Annotated in this window: 10 protein-coding genes and 1 pseudogene; 9 read left to right on the top strand and 2 right to left on the bottom strand. The window is 65.0% G+C overall.

The window, feature by feature from the left end; translation table 11 throughout:
• The first annotated feature begins 317 nt into the window (after nucleotides 1-317).
• Genes ACMNI9_RS06990 through ACMNI9_RS06975 form a run of 4 tightly spaced genes read left to right on the top strand, consistent with a single transcriptional unit; the run spans nucleotide 318 to nucleotide 3,176 of the window.
• Nucleotides 318-1,145, top strand: a complete 828-nt coding sequence (locus tag ACMNI9_RS06990) for a formate/nitrite transporter family protein (RefSeq protein WP_216528544.1) — start codon at nucleotides 318-320, stop codon at nucleotides 1,143-1,145.
• The gene (gene yedF, locus ACMNI9_RS06985) at nucleotides 1,146-1,760 is read left to right on the top strand and encodes a sulfurtransferase-like selenium metabolism protein YedF (protein ID WP_418831335.1); all 615 of its coding nucleotides are present in this window, start codon (nucleotides 1,146-1,148) and stop codon (nucleotides 1,758-1,760) included.
• Nucleotides 1,761-1,788: 28 nt separating this feature from the next.
• A complete protein-coding gene (locus tag ACMNI9_RS06980; protein WP_418831334.1) occupies nucleotides 1,789-2,940 on the top strand; it encodes an aminotransferase class V-fold PLP-dependent enzyme in 1,152 nt (383 codons plus the stop codon).
• Nucleotides 2,937-3,176, top strand: a complete 240-nt coding sequence (locus tag ACMNI9_RS06975; protein ID WP_114565733.1) for a DUF3343 domain-containing protein — start codon at nucleotides 2,937-2,939, stop codon at nucleotides 3,174-3,176. Before ACMNI9_RS06980 ends, ACMNI9_RS06975 begins: the two co-directional genes overlap by 4 nt.
• A 41-nt stretch (nucleotides 3,177-3,217) precedes the next feature.
• On the opposite strand, the gene selD is transcribed toward ACMNI9_RS06975, so the two are convergent.
• Complete coding sequence (gene selD, locus ACMNI9_RS06970) at nucleotides 3,218-4,273, bottom strand: selenide, water dikinase SelD (protein WP_418831333.1); 1,056 nt, start codon at nucleotides 4,271-4,273, stop codon at nucleotides 3,218-3,220.
• Nucleotides 4,274-4,767: 494 nt separating this feature from the next.
• Here selD and ACMNI9_RS06965 point away from each other — a divergent pair.
• Both ACMNI9_RS06965 and ACMNI9_RS06960 read left to right on the top strand, forming a co-directional pair.
• Nucleotides 4,768-5,274 (top strand): annotated as a pseudogene (locus ACMNI9_RS06965) (glycosyltransferase family 4 protein); the annotation flags it as partial.
• Nucleotides 5,275-5,323: 49 nt separating this feature from the next.
• Complete coding sequence (locus ACMNI9_RS06960; RefSeq protein WP_418831332.1) at nucleotides 5,324-6,073, top strand: glycosyltransferase family 4 protein; 750 nt, start codon at nucleotides 5,324-5,326, stop codon at nucleotides 6,071-6,073.
• Here ACMNI9_RS06960 and ACMNI9_RS06955 read toward each other — a convergent pair.
• Nucleotides 6,044-7,930 carry an APC family permease gene (locus ACMNI9_RS06955; RefSeq protein WP_225749230.1) on the bottom strand — a complete coding sequence of 629 codons (1,887 nt, stop codon included), beginning with the start codon at nucleotides 7,928-7,930 and terminating at the stop codon, nucleotides 6,044-6,046. The two genes, ACMNI9_RS06960 and ACMNI9_RS06955, sit on opposite strands and share 30 nt — an antisense overlap.
• A gap of 479 nt (nucleotides 7,931-8,409) precedes the next feature.
• On the opposite strand from ACMNI9_RS06955, the gene pyrR reads away from it, so the two are divergent.
• The 3 genes from pyrR to ACMNI9_RS06940 form a co-directional block, all read left to right on the top strand.
• Nucleotides 8,410-8,997, top strand: a complete 588-nt coding sequence (gene pyrR / locus ACMNI9_RS06950) for a bifunctional pyr operon transcriptional regulator/uracil phosphoribosyltransferase PyrR (RefSeq protein ID WP_114565730.1) — start codon at nucleotides 8,410-8,412, stop codon at nucleotides 8,995-8,997.
• Nucleotides 8,998-8,999: 2 nt separating this feature from the next.
• Nucleotides 9,000-9,944 (top strand): aspartate carbamoyltransferase catalytic subunit, encoded by a 945-nt coding sequence (locus tag ACMNI9_RS06945; protein ID WP_114565729.1) that lies wholly within the window; start codon nucleotides 9,000-9,002, stop codon nucleotides 9,942-9,944.
• A partial coding sequence (locus ACMNI9_RS06940; RefSeq protein WP_418831331.1) for a dihydroorotase occupies nucleotides 9,928-11,148 on the top strand: 1,221 nt, incomplete at its 3' end. The genes ACMNI9_RS06945 and ACMNI9_RS06940, both read left to right, overlap by 17 nt.

The following is an 11,148-nucleotide window of genomic DNA, read 5'->3' as shown; positions in this document are numbered from 1 at the left end:
CGTGGATCGCGTAAGAGTATACCAAGGCGCGCCCGCGCGCGGCTCCTGGGCCAAGAACCGGCTTGCGGGGCCGCGTCGGCGGTCGGGGCGGCTCGGTTCGGAAGGCTTCGGGGCGCACGAAACGACCTTCCGCAAGCCGTTCCGCCAGATTTCCCGTAGGCGCGGTGCGACGAATGTGCAACAATGCGATGTTGTTCGGTGATCGGGCCTGCAACAGGCTCGGACGGTGAGGAATCAAGGATGAACGGCAACGGTGCTGCGGCCTTCGCCGGGCGAGCGGCGCGTTGTCGGCGACGAGAGAAGGGGATGCGGGCTCCATGAACGTGAGCAACGAGGATTTGAGGGCTCTCAAGCCCGACGCGCTGTCTCCCGCGGAGACGGCGTTGAAGGCCGAAACGCTTGGCAAGACGAAGGCGGCCATGCCGTTGGGCAAGTGCTTCGTCTCGGCGATGCTCGCGGGCGCGTTCATCGCGCTCGGCGGCCTGTACTTCTGCGTGTTTTTGGGCGATCCCGCCATGCCCTTCGCCGTGCAGCGCATGGTGGGCGGCGTGTGCTTTTGCCTGGGTTTGGTTCTGGTGCTGTGCTGCGGCGCCGAGCTGTTCACGGGGAACACGCTTTTGATCTGCGCTAAGGCTTCGCGCAAGATCAGCTGGAGCGCTACGTTGAAGAATTGGACCACGGTGTGGATCGGGAACCTGGTAGGCGCGCTCGTCATCGTGGGGATGGTGTACATGGCGCAGGTGTTTCAGATGAACGGCGGCGCGGTGGGCGAGGCTATGGTGAGCATCGCCGCCGGAAAGGTGTCGCCCGACTGGATCACGCTGTTCTTCAAGGGCATTTTGTGCAACGTCTTGGTATGCTTGGCCGTGTGGATCGGCTTTTCGGCGCGCACGGTTGCCGATAAGGTTCTGGGAGTGCTTCTTCCCGTGTCGGCGTTCATCGCCTGCGGGTTCGAGCACTGCGTGGCGAACATGTTCCTGCTGCCGTTGGGGTTCGTTCTGAACGGCATGGGCTTCGGCGCTGCGGACGCGGTCACGCTAGGTGGGATGCTGGCGAACCTGTCGGCGGCTACCCTGGGCAACATCGCGGGCGGCGTTCTGGTGGGCTTGGCGTACTGGTTCATTTACCGGAAGAAGGAGTCTTAATTGGAGCAAGTTGACGCGCGCGGGCAGGCGTGCCCGCTGCCGGTGGTACGCGCGAAAAAGGCGCTCGCGGCTATGGACGCCGGTCTGTTGGAAGTGCTCGTGGACAATGCGACGGCCGCGGACAACCTGGAATCGCTCGCCCGCGCCCTCAAGTGCACGGCGCACCGCGAGGATCGTGACGACGGGGCGTTCGCGGTGACCTTTTCGAAGGGCGCCGTTGCTGCGGGCGCTTCGCAAGCTGCTCTTGCGGCGGAGCCTGCTGCGGTTTCCGATGCCGGGGCTGCAAGCGCGGTCGTCATCGCGTCAGAATTCATGGGGTCGGGCGACGACGAGCTGGGCGCGGTGCTCATGAAGGGCTTCGTGTTCGCGCTGACGCAGCTCGACCAGCTGCCTTCGACGGTGCTGCTGTACAACTCGGGCGTGAAGCTGGCGTGCGAAGGGTCGGCTTCGCTCGAGGATTTGACCGCGCTGCAACGTGCGGGGGTCGAGGTTATGAGCTGCGGGACCTGCCTGGCGCACTTCGGCTTGACCGAGCGTTTGGCGGTGGGAGAGGTTACCAACATGTACGCCATCGTCGAGAAGCAAGCGGCTGCCGCTACGGTGATCAGGCCGTAATCGGCTGCGGCAAGGAAGGAAGCGCGCCATGATCTACCTGGACAACGCCGCGACGACCGCGCGCAAGCCGCCCGAGGTCGCGAAGGCGGTCGCTCGCGCCATCGACGGGTTCGGCGGTGCGGGCAGGGGCGCGCACGGAGCTTCGCTCGATGCCGGGTTGGCGGTCTTTCGCGCCCGTGAGCGCCTTGTGCGTCTTCTGGGCGCGGCGGGTCCGTCGCGCATCGCCTTCGCCTGCAACGCCACCGAGGCCCTTAACGCCGCCGTGCTCGGCCTTTTGGAGCCAGGCGCGCATGCGGTTACCACGGCGGCTTCCCACAATTCGGCGCTGCGGCCGCTGTACCGCATGCAGGACGAGCACGGCTGCGGCTTGTCTATCGTTGACGTGGGGCGGGACGGCTCCCTCGATTACGACGCCTTCGACGCCGCGTTTCGCCCGGACACGAAGCTTGCCGTGGTGACCCATGCCTCGAACCTGACCGGGGACGTTTACGACATCGCCCGATTGGCCCGCATCAGCCACGATCACGGCGCCCTTCTGGTGGCGGATGTTGCCCAGACGGCCGGTTTGCTCGACATCGACATCGAGCGCGACGGCATTGACGTTGCGGCGTTCACCGGGCACAAGAGCCTGTACGGCCCGCAGGGCACCGGCGGCCTAGCGGTGGCCTCGCATGTTGAGGTCAGGCCGTTCAAGGTTGGCGGCACGGGCGCGCGCAGCTACGACAGATCCCAACCTGCTCAGATGCCCGACCGTCTGGAGGCGGGCACGCTCAACGCCCATGGAATCGCAGGGCTGGAGGCGGGCTTGGCCTACATCGAGGAGCGGGGCGTCGCGTCGCTTGCCGCCCAAGCGACCCAGCTTGCCCGACGGTTCGAACGCGGCGTGCGCGCCGTTGCGGGCGTGCGGGTGTACGGCGGGGGCGGCGATGCCGGCAGGTGCGGGATCGTCGCGCTCAACGTGGGAGCGTGCGACTCTTCAACGGTGGGCGACATCCTGAACGCCGAGTTCGGCATCTGCACGCGTGCCGGCGCCCACTGCGCGCCGCTCATGCACGAGGCATTGGGCACGCGCGAGCAGGGTGCGGTGCGGTTCAGCTTCAGCTCCTTCAACACCGAGGCCGACGTGGACGCGGCGATTCGCGCCGTGGTCGAAATAGCGGCGGAGGTCGAAGGTCGATGAGGAGCAAGACGCCGAAGGCGGTTGCGACGTTCGCGTCTTCGAGCGATGCGCTGGCCGTGGAGTCGCAGGCGCGCGACGGCGGAATTCCCGGTCGAGCCATTCCCGTGCCTTCGGAGATAGCGGCTGGCTGCGGCATCGCCTGGTGCGTTCCGGCGGCAGAGCGCGACGTGCTCGAAGCCGCGCTGCGGGAGCGCGGCTTGGCTTTCGAGGGCATGCACGAAGTCTACCTGTACTGAGAACGTCGAGCGGTTTCGGATCGACGTTGCTCGACGCGCGCTCAAACCATCCTGATGCGTCCCGCTTCGCCCACTTCCACCCAGCCGATGCGCGAGGGCGCGCGCCCCGTCCTTCGCTCGAACGCTTCCGAGAACGCGTCGGCTTCGTTTGGGCTGACGGCCACCAGCAGGCCGCCTGAGGTTTGCGGATCGCACAGAACGCCCATGCGGTTGTCGAATTCCTCGTCGTCCAGGCCCTCTGAAGACACGTACGCGCTGGCCCACTCGATGATGCCGAAGCTCTTCCCGGGTCGGCAGTAGTCGCAGGAAAGCTGGTACACGCCGTCGAACAGGGGCAGCGCGTCCCAGTCGAGCCGGGCGGCAGCCCCGCTTGCGGCAAGCATCTCGTGAAGGTGCCCCGCCAACCCGAAACCGGTCACGTCGGTGGCGGCGTGGACGTTCGCTTGGAGCATGGCGCAAGCGGCGTCCTTGTTGAGTTCCATCATGGAGTCAATGACGGGCCGCATGCCCGCTTCATCGACCAATCCGGCGCGATAGCCCGCGTTCATGATGCCCGATCCCAGCGTTTTGGTGTAGAACAGCACGTCGCCCGGCTGCGCCCCGCCGTTGCGCACGATGCGGTCGGGATGCACGGTTCCGAAAACCGAAAGCCCGTATTTGGGCTCGTCGTCTTCGATGGAATGGCCGCCCACCACGAACGCTCCGGCTTCGCGCACCTTGTCGGCCCCTCCGCGCAGCACGTCGCTTACCACGTTCGTGCCCAAGCTGCAAGGGAACGCGAGGATGTTGAGCGCCGTCAAGGGCTTGCCGCCCATGGCGAACACGTCGGAAAGAGCGTTCGCCGCTGCGATGGCTCCGAATTCGTAAGGGTCGTCCACGACGGGCGTGAAGAAATCCAGCGTGAGCACGGCGGCCGTTTCGTCGTCGAGACGGTACACGGCGGCGTCGTCGGACGTGTCGAATCCCAGCAGCAGATCGGCGTCGGGCGGCGGCGCGATGTCCTTCAATATGGCTTCGAGGTCACCCGGACCCCACTTCGCTGCTCAACCGCCTTTTTCGGTCAGGCGGGTTAAGCGTATGCGCTCGGTTTCGCTCATGATGCGTCGCTTTCTGCTCATCGGCCGCCGCGTCGGGCGGCGCGTTTCGGTCGAGTATAGCATGGGCGGCGAACGGCGACGCGCGTACCCGCCGGGCGAGCGTCGACCTGGGGCTGACGGTGGGATTCGCGCCCGCGGCGCCGAGACGCGACCCGGAAGCGAGCTTCGCAGAACCCGGCTCCGCCCCGGTTTCGCTCGTTCTGTCAAAACGGGCGAGTTTTGCTGGTCCTCGAATCAGGATAAAAGGTGCTGGCAAGCTCATGACCAGGTGCGATGCAAAACACCTTCAGCCGGCAGTTTCTTCAAAGGCGGAAAACCGCCGCAAAACTCGTCCGTTTTGACAGGGTGCCACTACGATGCCCGTCGCAGCCTCGGGGAACGCCGCCGCGGCGCTCGTAGCAGCCTCCGGGAACGCGGTCAGACCGCGTTGGTCTCGCCTTGTTCGCTAGCTTCGGCGGTGTTGCGGCGGTTGCGGCCGAGTGCCGCCTGCCCGGATGCCTTCCTTCGGCGCGAAACCTCGTAGTATCATGGGAGGCCGACAACAGGAGGAGACGCCCATGAGGATATTGACGATCAGCGCGCAGAAGCCGGACAGCACGGGCAGCGGCGTGTACCTGGCCCAGACCGTGCGCGCGTTTCGCGCCGCCGGCCACGAAGTCGCGGTGATCGCGGGTGTCGACGCGGACGACGATCCTGCGCTTGGCGAGGGCGTCCTGTTCCATCCGGTGCGCTATCGCACGCCCGACCTGCCGTTTCCCGTGTGCGGCATGAGCGATCAGATGCCGTACGCCTCCACGCGCTATCGCGATATGACACCGGATATGGTGGCACGCTTCGAAGCTGCGTTCTCGGCCGCCATCGCCGACGTGGCGCGTACGTTCGAACCCGACCTGGTGATCTGCCACCACCTGTACCTGGTTGCCGCGGTGACGGTGGAGGCGGGCTTGCCCTGCCCGGTGACGGCGGTGTGCCATTCCACCGACCTGCGCCAGATGCGCAGCCACGGCTTGGAGCGCGAGCGCATCGTGTCGGCTGTGCGCGCTCGATCTGGTGTTCTCGCTGCACGAAGCGCAGAAGCGCGAGATCGAGGACGTGTACGGCGTGCCCGCCGAGCGCATTCGGGTGGCGGGCACGGGCTACGATCGTACCGTGTTCCGCGAAGGATTGAACCCTCGTGCGGTCGATCGCGCCGAGGTTGCCTACGTGGGCAAGATCAGCCGCAAGAAAGGCGTGGAGAGCCTTCTTCGGTGCCTGGATCTTCTGCCCCTGCCGAAGGATCGGCTTGCAGTGCGCTTGGTAGGCGGCCATTCGACGGAGGACGATCTTGCGCGCATGCGCGCGCTTGCAAAGGAAGTGCGCTTTCCCGTGGAGTTCGCGGGCAAGGTGGATCAGGACGAGCTGGTGCGCACGTACCAGAGGGCGCACGTGTTCGTGCTTCCCTCGTTCTACGAGGGCTTGCCGCTCGTGGTGATCGAGGCGCTTGCCTGCGGGTGCCGGGTGGTGGTCACCGACCTGCCCGGCATTCGGGAATGGCTGGACGAATCGGTGCCCGGCGCGCCCGTGACGTACGTGCAGCCGCCTCGCATGGTCGGGGTCGACGAGCCGGCGCAGGAGGACCTTCCCGCGTTCGAGCAACGGCTGGCTCGCGCCATCGAGCGCAGCGCGCAGGAAGCGCTGCAGCCCGCGCGCTGCGAGGACGCTCCCGTCGACATGGCGCGCCTTTCGTGGAATGCGCTCGGAGCGCGCATGTTGGAGCTTGTCGCCGCGACGTCATTGCAGGTCGGTGCGGCGGCTCTCTGACGTGGGCGGGCAGTATATCAGGTACGGTATCGTGATCAGCGCCACGTCGCGGCGCTCTATCAGCTCGGACTCCAGAAGCAGCGTGGTCTGATTGTGCAGCGGCATCTGCCATGGTTTCGTCACCAGTTGGGGCATGACGATGGTGAGCGTCTCGTGCTTTTCCAGGAGCGCAAGCCGTGCATCGATGTGGTTGATGAGGACTTCCTGAACGTTGCGGTAGGGGGCTTTCTCGATGACGAGCGGCGCATCGACCCCCAGCCTTTGATAGTCGGCCTTGAATCGTCGCGTGGCGGCCGCGCTGACTTTCACGTGGTACACCTCGATGTCGTTGCTCAGGCTTCGCGCGTAGTTGAGCGTTTTGATGAACGGCCGGTTGACGGAGTAGGCGGGCACGACCACGTGGGTGCGGGGTATGTCCACCTGCAAAAGCGCACGGGCCTTCTCGTCGTCGTGGATGGCCAGGCTTTCCTTGACGTCGCGGTAGTGCCTGTTGATGACTGACATGACGGCGACGATGCAGCCGATGGCCACCAGCGAGATCCATGCCCCGGCGAAGAAGTTCGTGGTGATGATGACGACGAACACGCCTGCTGTGACAATCGCTCCGAAGCCGTTGATGCTGGCGCGACGAAGCCAGGGACCCGTGCGGTTGCGCCGCCAATGGACGACCATGCCGCCTTGGGCGATGGTGAACGACAGGAACACGCCGGCCGCGTACAGCGGGATGAGCATGTGCGTGTCCCCGGAGAACGCCAGCACCAAAACGATGGCGAATGCCGAGGCGAACAGGATGCCGTGCGTGTACACGAGCCGCGATCCCTTGTCGGCGAAGCGCTTCGGAAGGAATCCGTCGAGGGAGAGCAGGGACATGAGCTGCGGCAGGCCGTTGTAGGCGGTGTTGGCGGCTAGAAGCAGGATGAGCGCCGTGGCCGCTTGGATCACGTAGAACATGATGCTGTCCGCCCCGAACACGCTGGTGGCGATCTGCGCCACCACGGTCATCTCGGAAGACGGCGTGACCTGGCAGAGCATCGCGAGCAGGCACACGCCGCCGAAGATGACCAGCACCACGATTCCCAGCAGGTTCAAGGTCGCCTTGGCGTGCTGGCGCGCCGGAGCCGCGAAGTTCGGCACGCTGTTGCTGATGGCCTCGACGCCGGTGAGCGCGGAGCATCCCGAAGAGAACGCTCTCAACACGAGGAACAGCGTGAGGTCGCCCGTTGTTTGGGAGAGGGCCGCCGCCTGCTGAACCGGCGTGGTCAGGCCGAGGGCCGACTTGACCACGCCGGTCACGATCATGACCAGGACCGATGCAATAAAGAAATAGGTGGGCAGCCCGAACATCTTCGACGACTCGCGCAGGCCGCGCAGGTTCCCGATCGTCATGAGCACGACGAACGCCACGATCAGGGGGACTTTGAAAGGGGTTGCCGCGGGCAGGGCCGACGTGACGGCCGCCGCGCCCGAGCACGAGCTCACGGCGATGGTGAGCACGTAGCCCAGGATGAGGCCCGAAGCCGCCACGAGCGACGGGACGCGCCCCAGGTTCTCGCGCGCCACGCTGTAGGCGCCGCCGCCTTGAGGATAGGCGTCGATGACCTGGCGGTAGCACAGCACCAGCATGAACAGGAGCGCGATGATGGCTCCGGCCACGCCGAGCATGGGCGTGTAGCTTGCCAGGGCGAGCACGGGAACCAAGACCAGGAGGATTTCCTCGCAGGCGTAGGCGACCGACGAGATCGCGTCGCTCGAAAGGACCGGCAGGCCCCATACCACGCCGTATTTCTGCGACTCGATCTCCGAGCTTTTGAGCGGCTCGCCGATGAGCCGATACTTCAACGCGTTCGCGTTCAACATGACCCTCCTACCGGTTCGCCTCGGGACGTTGCGCTCGAGGCGGCGAAACCCCTCAGTTCGAGGTGATGACGGTCTACTCCTATTTCCCCGTACGGTCAAGATGCGAAACGGTGCGTGTGCGGCATCTTTTCGGCTGCGCACACGCCGTTCGCCGCGCAGTTCAGCGAGGCTTTTGAACTGGTTTTGCATACATTCCCCGTAAATCTTGAATAAAGGGGTTACCAAATCGCGGAAAACCGCATATACTTCCACCAGTCCTTTAAAAGCGGTACAGAGAGACCGACAAGGTAACAACTTAGCAGCGTTCACCCGAACAAGAACGCGCATGCTGTAAGCCTTTGTCTGTCGCGGAGGCTTTTTTCATGCCCTCGCGCAGACGCCGCCAACTCGGGGGCGACGCGGGTCGGCGCGAGCCGAAAAAGCGAAACCCGGCGGTGACCTGGTCCGTCTGTACGCACTCGACGAAAGAAAGGGTGTGTATGAACGACGTAAGCACGGTCAAGACCGTCTGCATGGATGCAGACGAAATCGAGCGGTCGCTGACGCGCATCGCGCATCAGATCCTCGAGACCAACAAGGGCGCGGACAACATCGCGCTCGTCGGCATCGTGACGCGGGGCGATCTGCTCGCGAAGCGCCTGGCCGAGAAGATCGAGCAGATCGAGGGTGCCAAGGTGCCGCTCGGAAAGCTCGACATCAGCTTCTATCGCGACGACTTCGCGACGCATCTCTCTCCCGAGGTGCATTCCACCGACATCTTCTTCGACCTCGACGGCAAGACCGTCGTGCTGGTGGACGACGTCCTGTACACGGGCCGCACCATCCGCGCCGCGCTCGACGCGCTCATGGACATCGGCCGCCCGGCTGCCGTGCAGCTGGCGGTGCTGGTCGATCGCGGGCACCGCGAGCTTCCCATCCGCGCTGACTTCGTGGGCAAGAACGTGCCTTCTTCCTCCGAGGAGAACGTGCGCTTGTTTCTGGAAGAGGCCGACGGCAAGTCCGAAGTAGAGATTCTTGAAATGGCTCCGGGCTCCCGCGCGGGTTCGGCACCGCTGGGGGGTGAATAGAGATGGGCTTCAACCACAAGCACCTGATCGACATCACGGAGTATTCCGCTGACGATATCATGACCGTCCTGGAGACGGCTGTCCGCTTCAAAGAGGTCAACGAGCGCCGTATCAAGCAGGTGCCCACGCTCAAGGGCGTGACCGTGGTCAACATGTTCAACGAACCGTCCACGCGCACGCGCTCCTCGTTCGAGATCGCCGAGAAGCGCCTTTCCGCCAACAGCTTAAACTTTGGCGGCAGCTCGACCTCGCTCGTGAAGGGCGAGAGCCTGGTGGACACGGTGGAAACGCTGTGCGCCTACAAGATCGACATGATCATCGTGCGCGACAAGCACGCCGGCGTGCCCCGCAAGATCGCCGACGTGTCCGGCGCCCACGTCATCGACGCCGGCGACGGCAAGCACCAGCATCCTACCCAGGCGCTTTTGGACCTGTACTCCATCTGGGAGAAGAAGGGCGACCTGAACGGCCTCAAGGTGGGCATCGTGGGCGACATCGGCCACTCCCGCGTGTGCGGCAGCCTGATCCCCGCGCTCAAGATCATGGGCTGCGAAGTGACCGTGGTGGCGCCGCGCACGCTCATGCCTGCCCGCCCCGACGTTCTGGGTGCCGACCATGTGACCACGAACCTCGACGAGGCGCTGCCCACCCTGGACGTGGTGTACATGCTGCGCATCCAGCGCGAACGCCTGGAGGGCGCGCCGTATCCCAGCCTGCGCGAGTATAACCAGCTGTTCGGCCTGACCCGCGAGCGCGAGCATCTGATGAGGCCCGATGCGCTCATCTGCCACCCCGGCCCCATCAACCGCGGCGTCGAGCTTGACAGCTACATGGCCGACCATCCGAACCGCTCGGTCATCCTCGACCAGGTCTACGCCGGAATACTCACCCGTATGGCTGAAATGTATCTTCTTCTCGGAGGGAGCGAAGATGGCTTTGCTGCTTAAGAACGCCCGTGTGATCGACCCGCAGGTGGGTCTGGACGAAACGGCCGACATCCTGGTCCGCGACGGCAAGATCGTCGAGGTGGGCCAAGGCCTGACCATGGAGAAGGGCGTCGAGCGCGACCTTTCCGGCAAGATCGTGGTTCCGGGCCTGGTGGACATGCACGTGCATCTGCGCGAGCCCGGCTTCGAGCAGAAGGAAGACATCGCTTCCGGAACGCGCGCGGCGGCTCACGGCGGCTTCACGGCGGTGTGCTGCATGCCCAACACCAAGCCCATTATCGACAACGCGCTGGGCGTGGAGTACGTCAAGTCGCGCGCAGCCGCAGTAGGCAAGTGCCGCGTGCACGTGTCGGGCTCTTGCAGCCAGGGGCTCAAGGGCGAGACGCTCTCCGAAATGGGCGACATGGTGGCTCATGGCGCGGTGGCCTTCACCGACGACGGCCGCGGCGTGCAGGATGCGGGCATGATGCGCCGCGTCATGGATTACGGCGCGATGTTCGACAAGGTCATCATGAGCCATTGCCAGGACGAAGACCTGGTGGGCGACGGTCAGGTGAACGAGGGCGTTGCCTCTACGCGCTTGGGCATGCTGGGTTGGCCGGCGGAAGGCGAGGAGCTGCAGATCTCCCGCGACATCGCGCTGTGCCGCCTGACGGGATGCCCGCTGCACATCCAGCACATCACCACGGCTCGCGGTCTTGACATGGTGCGCGCGGCGAAGGCCGAAGGCCTGCCCGTCACCTGCGAGGTCACGCCTCATCACCTGTTCTTGACCGAGGACGCCATCGGCGACGACTACAACACCTTCCTTAAGGTGAACCCGCCGCTGCGCACGGCCGATGACGCGGCCGCGCTCATCGAAGGCGTGAAGGACGGCTCCATCGACGCCATCGTAACCGACCATGCGCCGCATGCCGCATGGGAGAAGGACTGCGAGTTCGAGATTGCCATGTTCGGCATGACCGGCCTGGAAACCTCGCTTTCGCTGATGATCACGAACCTGGTGGCAACCGGCGCGATCGACTACGCGAAGCTCGTCGAAGTGATGGCCGTTAACCCGCGCGCCATCCTGCGCGTGGAGCCGGTCAAGATCGAGGCGGGCAGCACGGCCGACCTCACGGTGATCGATCCCGAGGCCGCCTGGACGGTCGAGGTCGACGGCTTCGTCTCGAAGGCGAAGAACTCCGGCTTCATCGGCGCCGAG

Source organism: Paraeggerthella sp., from assembly GCF_048427265.1.
GTDB classification, from domain to species: Bacteria; Actinomycetota; Coriobacteriia; order Coriobacteriales; family Eggerthellaceae; genus Paraeggerthella; species Paraeggerthella hominis.
This window is presented reverse-complemented; position numbering and strand designations above follow the sequence as displayed.

Bases quoted from the DNA above. Each gene is read 5' to 3' on its own strand.
- ACMNI9_RS06990 (WP_216528544.1), top strand. From the start codon at position 318: ATGAACGTGAGCAACGAGGATTTGAGGGCTCTCAAGCCCGACGCGCTG.
- ACMNI9_RS06980 (WP_418831334.1), top strand. From the start codon at position 1,789: ATGATCTACCTGGACAACGCCGCGACGACCGCGCGCAAGCCGCCCGAG.
- ACMNI9_RS06975 (WP_114565733.1), top strand. From the start codon at position 2,937: ATGAGGAGCAAGACGCCGAAGGCGGTTGCGACGTTCGCGTCTTCGAGC.
- ACMNI9_RS06955 (WP_225749230.1), bottom strand. From the start codon at position 7,930: ATGTTGAACGCGAACGCGTTGAAGTATCGGCTCATCGGCGAGCCGCTC.
- pyrR (WP_114565730.1), top strand. From the start codon at position 8,410: ATGAACGACGTAAGCACGGTCAAGACCGTCTGCATGGATGCAGACGAA.
- ACMNI9_RS06945 (WP_114565729.1), top strand. From the start codon at position 9,000: ATGGGCTTCAACCACAAGCACCTGATCGACATCACGGAGTATTCCGCT.